Genomic DNA, 16,103 nt, shown 5'->3' with positions numbered 1-16,103 from the left:
CCAGGTTGTTATATTTAGCCGGGCGGCATGCTTCGATACCCGTTGCAACGATGGTATCCAGTGCAGTGGTCGATGGTGAAATAGAAAATTACGCTGCTACTATCACTAAACTGCATGCCTGTTTAGCAGGCCCGCCCATGTAGTGCTGACTACCTGGCGATGGAACAGAGGAATGGCTGCGCCGCAAGCGAACGCGCCAATTGAGGAGAGCCCGGTGATGCGGGGCGACTGCCAGGATTTGGTCGGTGTATGCGCGCAATCCGGATCTGAACCTAATTGATATCCGGGAGTTTGCGCAATGGGCGCCCGCGCCTCGAGGGTCGTCAACTGTAGCCCGAAGCGCGAGGTTTGGTGGATGAAGAGGTACGCCATGGCCCCTGCAACGGACAGCGCCCATTGCCCATAGCGGCCGCTCTTGCGCCTCGATGTGGCGGCCGCATTGCACGACGTGCACACGGTGATAACCAAGGGCGCAGCCGCAGCGGTAGTCCTGCACGGGTCAATGGCTCGTGCGAGAACTTCCCGCGCGTCAAAACGTTCTCACCCTGTGGTGGTCAACGCTGCCGACTTGTCGTCAACACAGCCCCAAGCGTTCCAGAGTTGACGAGAGTCCCAACAGCTCCGCAGTGCTAACACCACGCTCGACCGCAGACCGGAATTCGTCCTCTTTGGCTTCCCGCGCCCTCGCGCTTTCCAGCGCCGAGGTGGCCTCTTCGGGCGCCACGACGACCAGCCCGTCACGATCGCCGACGATGATGTCCCCGGGACGGATCACAACGTCGCCGATGCAAATGGGCACGTTCACTTTGCCGAGCTGCGCTTTGCCTGTGCTCTTGATCGAAAGCCCGCGGCAGAATACGGGGAACCCCATCTCGACAATCGCGCTGGCATCGCGGACGGCACCGTTGATGACCAGCCCCGCGATGCCCCGCTTCATGGCCGCAGCCGTCAGCACATCGCCCCAGGGGCCGGCTTCCAGGAAGCCCTTGGCATCGACTACCAGGACATCGCCAGGTCGCGCCTTCAGCAGTGCGTAGTGCAGCATCAGGTTGTCCGCAGGCCGGGTGTCCACCGTCAATGCAGGTCCCACTAGTCGCGACGCCGGGTCGATCGGCTTGATCCCGCTGTCCAGTGCTCCCTTGGCGCCCTGCGCTTCGTACACCGTCGCTGCGCCGAGCGCGCGCAGTTCGTCATAAATTGCTTGTAATTCCATGTGCTTCCCCTAAGTTCACCGAGCCTACTGCCAGGAATCAAACTGAGCTTGCACGGCCAGGCTAGCGGTTGTTCGGCAAGTGTTTCCCAATCGCGGTCGAACGTGGTCACGACCCCGCACGTTGCAGCGTGTGGTATGCCGCCTGGCGACGTGCTTCCTCGAGCGATGAGCCAGACAGCGTGGCGTCGACGATGCGTTGCTCCGCGGCGCGCAGGGCTAGTGCGCGCTCGAACACCTCGTTGACCCTGCCTCTCGGCACGACGACAATCCCATCTTCGTCGCCAACGATGAAGTCTCCGGCCGTGACACGGACGTCGGCCAGGCTAACGGTCTCGCCGACCGCTTCCACCTGGACGCGATCCTTGCCCGTGCGCATGAAGCGGCCGCATGCATAGAGCGGATAGGCCGCCTGCTCGGCTTCCGCCGTGTCGCGGCACACGCCGAAGATGACCGTGCCGGCGATTTTTCGGTGAGCGGCCAGTTGGCTGAGGATGCCGCCCCACACGGTGCAATCGACACGGCCGCCGTTGTCAAGCACGACCACAGAGCCCTCAGGGGTGTCATCCAGGTAGTCGCCTACAGTCCCCGGTTGCGCCACATCAACAGGTGCGTAGCGGACGGTAAATGCCGGACCGAACACACGAGCGCGCCCGGCGATATGACCGATGCCGAGCACGCTGCCAGGAAGGCGAAGTGCGTCGAGTGCATCAGAGACCTCTGCAGTACTCAGCTCGCGAGCACCGTCTGGTATAGCAATGGAATCAATGGGAGCGTTCATCATGAAGTCCAGGTTGGATTGTCGATAGGTCCAGGATGAAATTCATTTTCATCGATGGAGAATATGGATTTCTTAGCGCTTTATGAATGCTATTGCATTCCCCTTCTACACGGTCGCCACTTCAGTGATCAGCCCGCGATTTGTCGCGACAAGCATGTAGCAGGCCACACCGAGAAGCGTCACCGCCGCGTTGAGGAGGATCACGGCATTCCAGCCGTAGGTCTTCCCGACGAGAGGAGCGACGGTCGGCACGATGCTTGCGGCTATAAAGCCCCACATATTCATCCAGCCGCCAACAACGGACGTGATCTTCCCACCGATGTCGCTCACAATTGTCCACGACAGCGTCTGGGCCACACCAGCCATTCCAAGGGCCACGCTAATCCAGAGAATGTCCCCAACAACCGTCTTTGCTGTGGTGCTTTCGAATAAGGCGAGCGCGGCAACTGCAAGCCCCACCGCGCAGACAACATTTCGGGAAACGAAGAGTGATAGACCGCGGGAGAGCATATAGTCGGAAATCACGCCTGCGAGCAGTACCGCTGCGACGATCGAGATCCACGGAATGCTTGCATAGATGCCTAGCGAACGAAAGCTCACGTTATGTGTGACCTGGAGAAAGTACGGTAGCCAGTAGACAAAGAACTGAACACACCAAAGCGTCGCAAAATACCCGAGCGCAAGCGCCCAAAACGAACGCTGTCTTAGCAGAGTGCGCATCATTGGCTTCTCAGACGAGCCGCCTCCGGTTTCACTGCGGGCGTCCGCAGTAATTTCTTCCAATTCCTCAGGAGAAATTCTCGGATGCTCGGACGGGCGGTTGCGCGTCGAGACAAACCAGACAATCGACAGGACAATACCAACCACACAGAATATGAAATAGATGGACCGCCAGCCAAACGCTGTGACGATTCCCACAACTATAGGGGGGCCGAATATGTTTGCGGAAAACGCTCCAGCATTCATCAGGGAGTTGGCTCGCCCACGCTCGGCACGCTTGAACCAGTTTCCGAAAAACTGATTGCCCCCGGTAAATACGGGAGATTCAGCGATGCCGAACAGGCTGCGTACAAAGGCAAGACTTACGAGGCCTCCCACCAGACCCGTGGCAGCCGTAAAGATCGACCACAAGGCCAGTGATCCAGCCAGGACGGGTCGCGATCCGAACCGCTGCAGAAGCGCCGCAGCGGGCATTTGAAAAATAAAGTAACTGGCCGAAAACAGCGAAATTACCATACCCAACTGTACTGGGCTAATGGAGAGTGACTCCATCAACGGCGCGGCTGTTACTGAGAAAGCAATCCGGTCCAGATAGGCCGTAAAACAGAGGAGGAGGACGAGCACCCCGCCCGTCCACCTGAGGGGAATTCGGCGCGCCGAACGCAAGGCGGTCGCAGAACTAATTGAACGCATTATTGTCTCCTGGTTTTTTAATAACTTTCTAGTAAATTAATATCACAATCATTATTTAATTGGCAATTTGACCTTTGTCCGGAAGATCATCAAGTAGGCCCTCGCTTAGGGCAGAAGCCAGCTCAGTGGCGATGTTCTAGCTCCGCTCAACGACTGGCTACTCCAGCGCGTACCAGATACGGAATACCCTCGGCCATGGATGGTTGAAAGCAAAGTGCGTTCTCCGAGCCTGTGCTCGGAACAAATGAGACTGCCGCCGCTCTCTTGGCTCAGCGTGCGCATGAAGCCATAGCTCATGACTGTAAATTTCGAGCACAGACCCGCGCCGCGCAATGAGGCGAAAAGGCTTGGCGCGCGAGTTCGACTTGTGAATGCCGGCCGAGATGGCGATAGAGCCGAGGGGGGAGTTCATGCCGGCGTCCAAAGATGTCGTGACGGTGAACCCAGTATAAAATCCACATCAGGCGACAACAAACATCGATTTTTGAGCGTAACATCTGTTTTTATGAACTTAAGGCAACTGCGCTACTTCTGTGAAATCGTCGAATCCGGCAGCGCGGTCGCGGCGGCAAGCCGGCTGCACGTGGCGCCAACGGCACTCAGCATGCAGTTGGGCCGGCTGGAAGACGAACTGGGGGGTGAGCTTTTCGACCGCTCACATCGTCCGATGGAGCTCACCTCACTGGGCCGCTACTTCCATCCGCGTGCGAAGTCCCTTCTGGCTGAGGCCAATCACCTTCAGATGGAGGCGCGCGGTGTCGCTGCAGGCCAAAGTGGTGTGCTAGCGATCGGCTACACACGATCAACTATCTTCTCGATCCTGCCCAACGCCATCCGGGCGCTCCGGGTGAGCCATCCGAACGTGAAGGTCGAACTCATCAGCATGCTCTCGGAACACCAGCACGCCGAGCTGCAGACCGGTCGTATCCAGGTGGGAGTCTCACGCTACCTGGGCCCGGTGGAGCCAATCGAGGGCCTTGAGTTCACCCCGCTACTGGACGACCCTTTCGTCGTTGCGCTGCCGGCTACGCACCCTTTGGCCAAGCGCAAATCGCTGCGCGCGGCGGAGCTAGATTCGGCCGGTCTGATCACGTACCCGAAGGATCCGCAGAGCCGCTTTGCAGAACATACGATCGCCATGTTGCGTGCAGCCGGAAGCCAGTCGACCGTGGCCTATGAGGCCAGCGACATACACACTGCGCTAGGCATGGTGGCATCGGGCCTCGGCTTCTGCCTAGTAGGTCGCTCTGTGGGACCGGGAAGTCGTCGCGATCTGGCTTTCATCCGGATGGACAACATGAAGGACAAGGCAGCGGTGTTCGCCGTCACCAAGACTGACGAACCGAGTAAGCTCGTCTCGTCATTCGTCGAAACGCTGGTGGCGACGAATCGGGAATGAACAAAATCTCGCCTTCGCCGCTGTCAAACAACACACAGCGGTGGGCGACAACGGCCATGAATGCCTGCACCGTCTGGCGCGGCGGTTCAGGATCGAAGGATCAACACCGGCGGCTGGACTTGGTTACCAGATAGCTGGTGTGGCTACCACAGCCGGTCACCCGGCAGGACGCTTCTCGCTCGTGGAACCTCGTCGAACAACGCCTATCAACCAATCTCTAATCTGCACAAACGGCGGATACGTATCACGGTTTGTCGCGACAACGAGGTAATACGCGCTCCCACTCAAGTCGTGATGGTCGTCTGCGGGGGAGACCAACGTGCCCGCGCGAAGCTCGTCCTCTACCAATACTTTCGGAACCAGCCCGATTCCCATCCCGGCTGACACCGCCTGTATGAGGTGCGAGGTCAACTCGAATCGTGGGCCGAGATTCAGCGCGGCATTGACGAGGCCATGCTTGGCAAACCAATCTCGCCACGCTGTCGGTCGGGTGACTACCTGCAAAAGCGGATACCGCAGCAACTCATCAATCGTCTTGATTTTGTCTCGCTTCGCTTGCTTGGGACCGATGATAGGCACCATCTCCTCATCGACGAGATGGTATGCAATCACGCCAGGCCAGTTTCCATCCCCCACTACGATTGCCGCATCCATCCCAGAGACATCAAGGTCTAAATAGGTCCGCGTATGTATGTGGACCAGAACCTCCGGGTGTTTGGCATAGAAGGCGGCCAGCCGAGGCATCAGCCACTTCGACCCAAACGTTGGCAGCACTGCCAGATGCAAGGTTCCTCCGCCCGCTTGAAAGGCAATCGCCTGGAGCGTCGCGCTACGGATTCCCTCGAGCGGACCAGTCAGTTCGCGAAGATACATCCGGCCAACGTCCGTGAGGACAACTCGCCTGCCAACCCGGTGAAAGAGAGCGACGCCAAGGAGTTCCTCGAGGGTCTGCACCTGCCGACTGACTGCGCTCTGTGTCAGTGAGAGTTGCTCCGCGGCCCTCGTAAAGCTCTCAGTGCGGGCCGAGGCCTCGAAGGCCAGGAGCGAAGACATGGAAGGAGTCAGACGTCTCGGATTCATTCTGAATACTCATCAACAGGGCAACAAATTGTCGCTTGTGACAGTGAGGTTGGTCTCCCAGAATACCAGCACAGTATAGCCCCGCACGCTTTTCACCCGCTCATGTCTAGCAACTGCGACTACACAGCGCATGCGAATACAACATTAGCACCCCTTGCGGTGGCATCAAGAAGAATCGCTTTAAAAAGCACTTTTGGAGACAATATGTGGACGCCCCTTCTACGCTGCGTGGCCTTGCCGCTCGCCCTGCTTTCATGCAACGCCGCGATGGCCGCCTGGCCCGATGACAGACCTATCGAACTGGTAGTGGGTTTTGCGCCTGGAGGTGGAACCGACCAGATGGCTCGTCTTTTAGCCCCATTCGTCTCGAAGCGCCTTAGCCCCAATGCTCGCATTGTGGTAACCAATAAGCCCGGTGCCGCCGGTGAGTTGGCTGTTATGCATGTTGTCCGGGCCAAGCCGGATGGCTACACCCTCGGCATCGTCAATGTCCCCGGCTTTATCTTCGTGCCAATGTACAAGGATGCACAATACAAGGCAGATGACGTTCGACTCATTGCTCGCCTTGTCGACGACCCAACGGTCTTGGTTGCCCGCAAGGATAGTCAGTTCAAAGACCTATCCGGTGTGGTTCTAGCACTCAAGAAGCAGCCTGGCTCACTCTCCTTTGCTCACAGCGGAGTTGGGACCAACGGTCACATCGCCCTGGAACAAATACAGAAGGTTGCCGGCGTCCAGGCGAACAGCATTCCGTTCAAAGGTGCGGCAGAGGTAAAGACAGCGCTTCTGGGCAAACATGTCGACTTCACCTTCATGAGTGTCGGCGAGATGCGCGAACTCAGCCTCGCAGGCGGCCCTTTCAAGGGCGTAGCGCAGATGAGCAAGACCCGTCTTGCCGCAATCGGCAGCGTTCCAACTGCCCTTGAAGCTGGGGTGCCCGTCGCAATGAGTTCCGAGCGCGGGGTCGCGGCGCCGGCTCAGGTTCCTGCAGACATCGCCCACCGGCTTGAAACGGCCATTGAAGAGAGTTTGCGAGACCCCGCCTTTATTGCCGCAGCCAAGAACGACGCACCGGTACTCGCCTACTTGCCTGGTAAAGCCTGGACAACGGCCCTCGCTGCAAACAGAACACAACTCCAACCCATCGCAGACGCTCTGCGTGAACCACAAAAGGTGACTCAAAAATGAGCGAACTCAAGACGAATCCGAACTCCCGACGCCCCGGCGACTTTGACGCGGCCGAATGGCAAACACGTGTCGACCTCGCAGCCTGCTATCGCCTCGTCGCACTGTATGGAATGAGCGACCTCATCTACAACCACATCACGGCCAGAATACCCGACACGCAGGACCACATCCTCATTAATCCGTATGGAATGATGTACGAGGAAATCACGGCTTCCAGCCTGGTGAAGATCGACCTCGACGGCAACATCCTTGATGGGGGCGACGGTCGGTTTGGCGTCAATGAGGCAGGCTATGTGATTCACAGCGCCGTCCACGCGGCGCGTCACGATGTCCAATGCGTCTTGCATACACACACGCGGGCGGGCTCCGCAGTGTCTGCAATGAAGTGTGGCTTGCTCCCTCTTACGCAGACCTCGATGCGGTTTGCGCATATCGCTTACCACGACTACGAGAGCGTCGCACTGGAACTGGACGAACGAGAACGACTCGTGCATGACCTCGGCAATCAGGAGGCCATGATTCTTCGGAACCACGGCTTGTTGACTGCAGGCGCCAGTGTGGCTCAAGCCTTCAACCTGATGTATTGGCTGGAGATGGCATGCAAGATTCAGCTCGATGCCATGGGTGGCGGGACCGAACTGACCATGCCCGCGCAGGCAGTCATCGAGAAGACTTACAACCTCTATCAGCCGCACGTGAGGCGTCCATTTGGCGAGATGGAATGGCCCGCAATGCTTCGCTACCTTGACCGCAGGGACCCCACCTACAAGACGTGAGATGTCAAACACATCCACCGCCGCGCGCGGCTTTACTTCGCGGCGGCGGGCGTTGACGCGAGCAAGAACCTTGCGTCGATGGATTCCATCCCGCAACGGATCAGGTTGACGGCAGCGCTCACTCGATATGGACAACGCCTTCATCGGATGAGATTGGAACAGTCGATATAGAACTATGATAATGAGACAAGACAACCCCTACGAAGCTTCGGCCAACGCGCCGTACTGCCTCCCGCCCCCCAGGACTTTCGAGCGCGCGACGTTTGACGTACCGCGCCTCTCCTGTGACACGCATGCACACGTCGTAGCGACCAACCCCTCATCCTTCCCTGTAGTCTCCGCTCGAAGCTATACGCCGGTTCCCTGCCCGGAAGAAGACTACCTGGCGATGCTTGATGCCAACGGCTTGGACCGGGGCGTACTAGTCCAGATTAGCGTCTACGGCACTGATAATCGGTACATGCTTGACGTGCTCCGGCGCAATCCCGACCGATTGCGGGGAGTGGGTGTTGTATCTCCTGACGTAACCGAACGGGAGCTGCGTGACATGCACGAGGCTGGCGTCCGCGGGCTTCGCTTGAACGTTCTCTATGGAGGTGGTGTCGGACTCGACGCCATGGAGACCTTGGCAGCAAAGATTGAAGACATGGGCTGGCACCTGCAACTGCTACTTGATGCACGTCAGCTTCCGGAACTCTTGCCTCGATTGCGAAAGCTAACGCTCCCGGTGGTGGTCGACCACATGGGGCACATGCCGGTTGCGCTAGGCAGGAGCCAGCCGGGCTTCGAGGCATTGAAGCACCTCATGACTGAGCATGGGTGGTGGACGAAGCTCTCGGGTACTTACCGGATTAGTGACCAACGCCCACTCTATCAGGACGGTGCAGCTTGGGCGCAAGAGCTCGTCCAGGCTGCGCCTGACCAAGTCGTGTGGGGTAGCGATTGGCCGCACGTCGCCGTATCGGAGATGCCCGATGCTGGCCACCTCCTCAACCTCTTGGCGACCTGGGTCCCTGATGCGGAGGCTCGTAGCAAGATTCTCGTATCCAATCCGCAGAGGCTATATGGCTTCCCGCCGGCTAGCAGTCAATAGAAGCACATCAGCTCGCGCCGCCCTTCGGCGAAGGCCGATGGCACGTGGAGGTCCTGTCCTCCACCTAATACAATAAGGAGTTGCAATGGAGACAACAACACGCGCCGACGGACAAGCGTCTGCGAAACTATGGAGCATGGCCTGGTACCGGGACATGGACCAGCAGGGGAGAAAAGCCTTCAACGCTTCCTTCGGCGGCTGGGCCATTGACGCGTTCGACTTCATGGTCTTCAGCTTTGTCATCACGTCCCTGATTAGTCTTTGGGGCATAGACCGTGCCCAGGCGGGCCTGTTGGGAACCGTCACGTTACTGTTTTCCTCCATCGGAGGATGGATTGCGGGAATTCTAGCGGACCGCTATGGCCGCGCGAAGGTACTTCAAGCAACGATTCTCTGGTTCTCGGTCTGTACGGTGGCGATCGGCTTCGCTCAGAACTTCGAGCAGGTTTTCGTGCTGCGTGCCTTGCAAGGCCTTGGCTTTGGAGGGGAATGGGCAGTAGGGGCCGTGCTCATCGGCGAGATCGTGAAGCCAAAGAATCGCGGCAAGGCAGTCGGCGTCGTGCAGAGCGGGTGGGCGGTTGGCTGGGCGCTTGCAGCGATTCTGTACAGCATCGCCTTCTCGGTGCTGTCCGAGGACATTGCCTGGCGTTGCCTCTTCTGGGTCGGTGTGATCCCAGCATTTCTCGTACTGTACGTACGCAAAAACGTCTCCGAGCCTGAAGTGTTCGTCAAGACCAAGGCGGCAGAGAAGAGCGGCGTCAAGAAATCGTCTGCGTGGGCAATTTTCTCCCCGTCCCTCCTGCGCACAACGGTGCTCGCTGCAATCCTCTGCACCGGAATGCAAGGTGGCTACTACGCCATGTCCACATGGCTGCCGACGTACTTGAAGGTTGAGCGCCATCTGTCCATCCTGGATACAAGTGGCTACCTGCTTGTCATCATTCTTGGCTCATTTTGCGGGTACATCGGCGGTGCGTACCTGTCCGACTTCTGGGGACGGCGCCGCAATTTCATCGTCTTCTCGGCCCTCTCTGTGGTCAGCATCTATCTTTACTTGCGCCTCCCACTGTCTAACTCGCAAATGCTCCTTCTCGGATTCCCGCTCGGATTCTCCGCGTGCGGCATCTTCAGTGGAATTGGCGCATATCTAACGGAACTTTATCCGTCGGCCAATCGAGCCAATGGGCAGAGCTTCACATATAACTTCGGTCGCGGCATTGGCGCGCTTTTTCCGAGTCTGGTTGGACACCTTAGTCAGTCGACAGGCCTGGCAACCGCGATCGCCATCTTTGCCGGTGCCGCCTATGGCGCGGTGTTCCTGATGACTATTCTGCTACCAGAGACTAAGGGGCAAGCTCTCGATTAGCTGCGGAATGATGCGGATGAGACTGGTTCAGTATCCATCCGCATCATTCGACTGAAGCAGTTGGCATCGCGACTCTGGACTGAGATTGGGCGGCCCCAGTCAAGGAACATGACCAAGGCCCCGATGCCGGTGGTTCCCATCGAAGGCCTTGCTCCGGCATCCGCGAATGTGTCCTATACCTCGGGGTTAACGAGCCGGACGCAGGCACGCAGTTCGCCGAAGCCAGCCTGCCACGAATGGCGCGTTCGACAACCCAACGTTAGCGGGCGAGATTTTCATTGCTCTCAAAACCACGGTGAACGATACGCGCAGTGACTCCACGTCGTTTCAGCGATCCCCGCAATGCCGAACTTACGTACAACTTTGGCCGCGCCATTGGGGTACTGTATCCGAGTCTCGTCGGATATTCAGCCACCCGCCGACCCTCGGATCGGCTCATTAGCCGGCACTCAGATCCTCCCGTCTGGAGGCACATTGATAGCCTCAACCCAAACCGCCCAAGCCCGCGCCCTCGGCCAGGATGCTGAGGGCGCGGGCGCGAGCGTTGGGCTAGTGTGCGTGTGAATGCGCCTTCTCTACCACTGCGGTGCTGAAGTTCCACACATCATCATCTCCATGTTGCGCTTCCCATGTGCGGACGCGCGCTCGCGCTGCGTCGAACAGCCTGACGTAGTTGCCAATGCGCACCTTCTGCGCGACTTCCGGCTTGAGCCTGTCAAACATCGGCACCGTCAGCTTTGGAACTGCCTCGTACTCCTCGACGGGCATGCGGCGGCCACTTGCCTTCACCGTACCGCTTGAGTCCACGATGTTCCGGCTGTACGCGACCGTGTCCGATCCCCACAGGATACGGTCCTGATACCTATCGATGAACGCTACCCATTCATCGGCGCTCGGCATACCCTCGCGCGGATGAATCATCCACTCTTGAGCAAGGTCCCACGAAATGTCCACGTACCACGCGGGGCAAGCGTCAAGGATTCCCGAGACAATCGAGACGTGTTCGCGTGTGGGCTTAACGAAACGGCCAAGTCCGGCATGCGCCCATATGACGGTGGCTTTCGGGTTCTTGGCGCACAGGTTCCGAAGCGCTGTTTCATACGACTTCTCGGGGTGCAACGCTTCCACTGTCCCGTCCGGCCGCACGTCTGCAGGATAAATATCGTTGTGCAGCGTGCCAACGAGGCCGGTCTCGGACAGCAGATTCAAGATATCAACAAGCGCTGGGTTGTACAGGGAGAGTTTGTCGTCGCTGTCGGCATCCGCCGGCAGCCCGACCGCGCTGGTTCGGGAAATCGGCTCACCGGCGACCTTCTTCGAGACAATCTCTTTGTGAACGGTGAACTCGCCGATACCCACAAAGGTGCCTGGGAACGTCAGAAGCGCCCTCTTGATATGAAACGGTGCATATTTATCCATCGGATTGAAACCTGTAATCATCAGGTCAATCCGCTGCTGCTCCTCCTTGCTCAGCGAACGATACTCCTTCGCATACATCGCGTCCGCGAATGAGTAATAGTAAAGATCAGCCTTGGGGCCCAGGTAATAGTTTGGGGCAATTTGGCCAGCTGCATAGTTTTCGAAACCATCCCATCGCTGCTGCAACGGCACCGGCATGACAACAGACCGGACTATGTCGTCCTTCATGTAGTCATGAATCAGTTGCTTGAGCGATATGCCTTGGTAGGCGTAGTTGGACGTATGAAAGTGCGCGTCCGCGTATTTTGGATTCGACTTGCCCTGGGGCGCCACCGACTCAGATTTTTGGGTTGTTCCTGCCGTCTGAATCGACGAGCAAGCGGCCGTGAGCAGCGCGCACGTCGCTGCGACCGTCATCGCCAAAGTACGCATAACTGGATACCTCATTTATTCCCTCCGTATATTATGAGGAGCATCGCGTTCCAAAAAGAACGAGGAATCCAATCCTTAACAATGCCGGATGGCATTTATCTATGGAAAGGACTGAATTTTGACTGACCTAGCGGTACCGAATGGGGCGGCACCCGCAATCCTTCAAGTGTTTTCAAGCCGTGTGCCTTCGTTGGCGACCAAAGTGGTGCTTCAAGTCCGTGAGTGCCGCGTGGTAGAGGCAGTCCACGCTTTCAGAGTTGCCGACAGTGAGCTGCAAGCTCTCCAGCAGCCCGTTCTGGAGGCTGTATATGAGACCGTGGACCGAGACTGTCTGACCTCTCATCCAGGCATCTTGTAGAATCGTCGTCAGGCAGACGTTTCTTGTTTGCTCAAGCACGTTGAGTTCGCAAGCGGCGTCTAACTTCTGGTCTTCAGCCAGTGTGTTAAGCCACGACGAGTGTTTCTCCACCACATCATGGATGTGCCTGATCCAGTTGTCCGCGATACCGATACGCAAGCCATCGAGCGCAGCGCGTACTCCTCCGCAGCCGGAGTGGCCAACGACAATTACGTGTCGCACTTTGAGCATGTCAACTGCGTACTGAAGGACCGACAGACAATTGAGGTCCGAATGCACGACGACATTGGCGATGTTTCGATGCACGAAGAGCTCACCTGGCTGGAGTCCCACGAGCTCGTTCGCCGGCACCCGGCTATCAGCACATCCTATCCACAGGCATTCAGGTGCCTGCTGCCGAGTCAGGGACTGGAAGAACCCAGGCTTGATTGCGTCGATACCGCTTGCCCATCGCCGGTTGTTCTCGAGCAAACTATCCAGCTCTATTTCTGGCGTACCGTTCTCGACCGTGCTCATCGCTGATCTACCGAAGTTCATAGACTGCATCGCCGAAGCCGACCAAGCTGCCTTCGGATACCAGCATCTCCCCGAGGACACCTTCTGAATCCGCTTCGATACAGCACACGACGCCGCCGACTTGCAAGAATGCAAGTTGTTGGCCTTCGACGAAAGTGGAACCAGGAGAAGCCGACGGCTGCTCGGACAAGGGATGAGCACCGAAAACGATGCCCGTCGCTGGTGCACGAACTACCCTCCTGTTGGAGGCCGCGTTAACAGACAAAATGTCCTTCGCGGAGCCAGGGACTTGACCACCATCCTCCCTGGCTCGCAACACCGAGTAAGAACGCATGAACCTGAGGACCAGTTTCTCTCCATCCGATTCGTACTCGACCTCCCCAATCGTCGCACACGCTTCGGACTGCCGTACCAAACGTTCGATGAGTAGGGGATTCATAGGTCTCCCTCCCGATTTGCCAGGCCGGTGGCCAGGAATCGCTCAAGATGATGAATGTCGAAGCCGCCCTCGACAAAGCCTGGCTCACTCATCAGGACCTGGTGCAGCGGCACAGTCGACTCAATACCGCGAATCTCCATCTCCTGGAGTGCAACGCGCATTCGCGCGATGGCCTCCTCGCGCGTCTCCCCATGGGTCAAAAGCTTGGCAATGAGCGAGTCGTAGTTGGACGGGACTGAGTAGCCCGTGTAAAGGTGAGACTCGACACGAACTCCGGGACCACCAGGTGGCAGCCATTCAGTGACACGGCCAGGTGTCGGAGCGAAGGTCCAGGGGTGTTCCGCATTGATTCGGCACTCGATTGCGTGACCACGTAAGGTCACGTCCTCTTGCGCAAACGAGAGGCGCGCACCCATGGCGATCCGGAGCTGCTCCGCTACGATATCAACGCCCGTCACAAGCTCGGTCACCGGGTGCTCGACTTGAACGCGCGTGTTCATCTCGATGAAATAGAACTCGCCGTTCTCATACAGGAACTCGAACGTTCCGGCGCCACGGTAGCCGATATGCTGGCACGCCCGCGTGCAGCTCGCACCAATGCGCGCAATCACTTCGCGAGCAATCCCCGGGGCGGGGGACTCCTCAATGACCTTCTGATGGCGTCGCTGCATTGAGCAATCGCGCTCACCCAACCACACAGCATTTCCATGGGAGTCCGCCAAGACCTGAATCTCTACATGGCGAGGATGCTCAAGGAACTTCTCAATGTAGACGTTGGGATTGCCAAAGGCGCGGCTAGCCTCTTCCCGGGTCATTACGACCGCCTGAGCCAGGTCAGTTGGCTCGCGTACGATTCGCATCCCACGGCCGCCGCCGCCTCCAGCGGCCTTCACTATTAGTGGATAGCCAACCTCCTCTGCAATCCGTTCGACAGCGTCAGCGTCGTCGGATAACGCACCATCTGAGCCTGGCACGCATGGCACGCCTGCCTCCAGCATGGTCTGCTTCGCGCTAACTTTGTCGCCCATGCGCCGAATTGCTTGGCTGCCAGGGCCGACGAAGATGAGGCCTGCACTCTCGACAGATTCAGCGAAGTCGGCGCTCTCGGAAAGAAACCCATAACCAGGATGAATCGCACCGGCGTTGGTAAGTTTGGCCGCCAGCAGGATTTCATCTTTGTTGAGGTAGCTCCGCGCGGCTGCGGATGGACCAATGCACAATGCACGGTCTGCGAGCGATACATGCCTTAGCCCTGCGTCAGTCTCTGAATGCACAGCCACAGTTTTCAGACCTAGCTTGCGGCACGCACGCAGGATACGTAGCGCTATTTCCCCCCTGTTGGCGATGAGCACGGTATCAAACATCGTCACCCCTCATTGGCTCAATCACAAAGAGGGCTGCCCCCGCCTCCACTTCGGCTCCATTCTCCACCAGCACCTCGACCAGCCGCCCTGACTTGTCCGCATCGATGCTGTTCAGAATCTTCATCGCCTCCACAATTGCCAACGGTTGGCCCTCTTCAACGAAGTCGCCCACCTGCGCAAACTCGCGCTGATTGGCTGCTGGTGCGCGGAAGAAGACGCCCGTGAGAGGCGAAGCGACGGTATGGTTCTGTAACACGCCCACTGCGTTCGTGAGGTCTATCCGCACGGGCACCGCCTCAGGCGAGAAGGGGACGTCAATATCGGGCTGCCGTTCTGGGTGTTGCGTCGCGCCCTGTTCCTGCCGCGCCTTCACCACCCGGAGGCGCTTGTCATTCTCTGTGTATTCCAGCTCTGAGAGCTGCGAGCGCTCAACAATGTCAATAAGGCGGTTGACGAACTCAATCTCCATCATTGCCCCCTGGCGAACGGCTTGACCTCGACGCCGGCGGCCTCAAGCGTGCGACGAATCTCCGCGGCCATTTCGAGTGCACCTGGGGTGTCGCTGTGGACGCAAATCGTCTCAATCGGCACACGCAACTGCTTTCCGGAGATGGTCTCCACAGCGCCCGCCTGCACCATTCGCAGGACCCTGGCAGCGACCGCCTTGGAGTCGTGCAGTACTGCCCCCGGCAGCTTGCGTGAGACGAGCTGCCCCTCATCGGTATAGGCACGGTCGGCAAAAATTTCGGCACAGGTTCGTAAGCCGCGTTCCTGCCCGACCTTCTCCATCAGGCTTCCCGCGAAGGTTATGCAAATCAAATTGGCGTCCACGGCCTTGATGGCGCCGGCGATGGCCGATGCGACCTCCTCCTCGACGGCGCTGAGATTGCCCAGTGCTCCATGTGCTTTCACATAGGTAATCGGATTCCCCGCATAGGCGGAGAGCGCCTGAGCAGCTCCAATCTGGTATGCGACCAGTCGCTCGATTTCGGCCGGGCTGCAAGGGATGACGCGTCGGCCGAATCCGGAGAGGTCGTCGAAACCTGGATGGGCGCCGACATTCACGCCCTGTTGCTTGGCCGTCCTGAATGTCTTGGCCATGGTCTCCGGGTCGCCAGCGTGAAAGCCACAGGCTACGTTGGCCGAGGTCACAATCTTCAGGATTCCCTCGTCATCCCCCATCCGATATGGCCCGAAACCTTCCCCCATATCGGCGTTCAAATCGACGCACGGAATCTTTGTTTGCGTAGGCATTTGCACACTCGTAGT

General features: G+C 58.2%; 15 protein-coding genes. 5 read left to right on the top strand and 10 right to left on the bottom strand.

Annotated features, from left to right (window positions below):
* Positions 1-574 precede the first annotated feature (574 nt).
* From ACX12D_RS36840 to ACX12D_RS36830, 3 genes are all read right to left on the bottom strand, one after another.
* The gene (locus ACX12D_RS36840) at positions 575-1,213 is read right to left on the bottom strand and encodes a 4-carboxy-4-hydroxy-2-oxoadipate aldolase/oxaloacetate decarboxylase (RefSeq protein WP_459376761.1); all 639 of its coding nucleotides are present in this window, start codon (positions 1,211-1,213) and stop codon (positions 575-577) included.
* Between the two features lie 106 nt (positions 1,214-1,319).
* Positions 1,320-1,994, bottom strand: coding sequence for an RraA family protein (locus ACX12D_RS36835; protein ID WP_459376760.1), 675 nt, complete (start codon positions 1,992-1,994; stop codon positions 1,320-1,322).
* Between the two features lie 102 nt (positions 1,995-2,096).
* On the bottom strand, positions 2,097-3,404 hold the full coding sequence (locus ACX12D_RS36830; RefSeq protein ID WP_459376759.1) for an MFS transporter: 1,308 nt from the start codon (positions 3,402-3,404) through the stop codon (positions 2,097-2,099).
* Between the two features lie 505 nt (positions 3,405-3,909).
* Between ACX12D_RS36830 and ACX12D_RS36825 the strand changes: the two genes are divergently transcribed.
* On the top strand, positions 3,910-4,803 hold the full coding sequence (locus ACX12D_RS36825; protein WP_459376758.1) for a LysR family transcriptional regulator: 894 nt from the start codon (positions 3,910-3,912) through the stop codon (positions 4,801-4,803).
* Positions 4,804-4,959: 156 nt separating this feature from the next.
* Here ACX12D_RS36825 and ACX12D_RS36820 read toward each other — a convergent pair whose 3' ends face one another.
* On the bottom strand, positions 4,960-5,856 hold the full coding sequence (locus tag ACX12D_RS36820) for a LysR substrate-binding domain-containing protein (protein ID WP_459376757.1): 897 nt from the start codon (positions 5,854-5,856) through the stop codon (positions 4,960-4,962).
* Positions 5,857-6,087: 231 nt separating this feature from the next.
* Here ACX12D_RS36820 and ACX12D_RS36815 point away from each other — a divergent pair, with 231 nt between their 5' ends.
* The 4 genes from ACX12D_RS36815 to ACX12D_RS36800 all read left to right on the top strand — a co-directional run bounded on the left by ACX12D_RS36815 (position 6,088) and on the right by ACX12D_RS36800 (position 10,306).
* A complete protein-coding gene (locus ACX12D_RS36815) occupies positions 6,088-7,071 on the top strand; it encodes a tripartite tricarboxylate transporter substrate binding protein (protein ID WP_459376755.1) in 984 nt (327 codons plus the stop codon).
* The gene (locus ACX12D_RS36810) at positions 7,068-7,847 is read left to right on the top strand and encodes a class II aldolase/adducin family protein (RefSeq protein ID WP_459376754.1); all 780 of its coding nucleotides are present in this window, start codon (positions 7,068-7,070) and stop codon (positions 7,845-7,847) included. The genes ACX12D_RS36815 and ACX12D_RS36810 overlap by 4 nt, the downstream gene beginning before the upstream one ends.
* 181 nt (positions 7,848-8,028) lie before the next feature.
* Positions 8,029-8,940 carry an amidohydrolase family protein gene (locus ACX12D_RS36805; RefSeq protein ID WP_459376753.1) on the top strand — a complete coding sequence of 304 codons (912 nt, stop codon included), beginning with the start codon at positions 8,029-8,031 and terminating at the stop codon, positions 8,938-8,940.
* Positions 8,941-9,076: 136 nt separating this feature from the next.
* Entirely contained in the window at positions 9,077-10,306 is a 1,230-nt protein-coding gene (locus tag ACX12D_RS36800; RefSeq protein ID WP_459377432.1) for an MFS transporter, read from the top strand.
* A gap of 549 nt (positions 10,307-10,855) precedes the next feature.
* Here ACX12D_RS36800 and ACX12D_RS36795 read toward each other — a convergent pair.
* From ACX12D_RS36795 to ACX12D_RS36770, 6 genes are all read right to left on the bottom strand, one after another.
* Entirely contained in the window at positions 10,856-12,157 is a 1,302-nt protein-coding gene (locus ACX12D_RS36795; RefSeq protein ID WP_459376752.1) for an amidohydrolase family protein, read from the bottom strand.
* Between the two features lie 172 nt (positions 12,158-12,329).
* Positions 12,330-13,031: a carbonate dehydratase gene (can, locus tag ACX12D_RS36790; protein WP_459376751.1), complete on the bottom strand. Its 702-nt coding sequence runs from the start codon at positions 13,029-13,031 to the stop codon at positions 12,330-12,332.
* A gap of 7 nt (positions 13,032-13,038) precedes the next feature.
* Complete coding sequence (locus ACX12D_RS36785) at positions 13,039-13,470, bottom strand: biotin/lipoyl-containing protein (protein WP_459376750.1); 432 nt, start codon at positions 13,468-13,470, stop codon at positions 13,039-13,041.
* Complete coding sequence (accC, locus tag ACX12D_RS36780) at positions 13,467-14,834, bottom strand: acetyl-CoA carboxylase biotin carboxylase subunit (RefSeq protein ID WP_459376749.1); 1,368 nt, start codon at positions 14,832-14,834, stop codon at positions 13,467-13,469. The genes ACX12D_RS36785 and accC overlap by 4 nt, the downstream gene beginning before the upstream one ends.
* Positions 14,827-15,306 carry an acetyl-CoA carboxylase biotin carboxyl carrier protein gene (gene accB / locus ACX12D_RS36775; RefSeq protein ID WP_459376748.1) on the bottom strand — a complete coding sequence of 160 codons (480 nt, stop codon included), beginning with the start codon at positions 15,304-15,306 and terminating at the stop codon, positions 14,827-14,829. The genes accC and accB overlap by 8 nt, the downstream gene beginning before the upstream one ends.
* A complete protein-coding gene (locus ACX12D_RS36770; RefSeq protein ID WP_459376747.1) occupies positions 15,303-16,088 on the bottom strand; it encodes a LamB/YcsF family protein in 786 nt (261 codons plus the stop codon). The genes accB and ACX12D_RS36770 overlap by 4 nt, the downstream gene beginning before the upstream one ends.
* Positions 16,089-16,103 lie beyond the last annotated feature (15 nt).

This window comes from Cupriavidus sp. PET2-C1, from assembly GCF_054515855.1.
The sequence above is the reverse complement of the archived record's forward strand: the minus strand, read 5'-3'. Positions and strand labels throughout refer to the sequence as shown.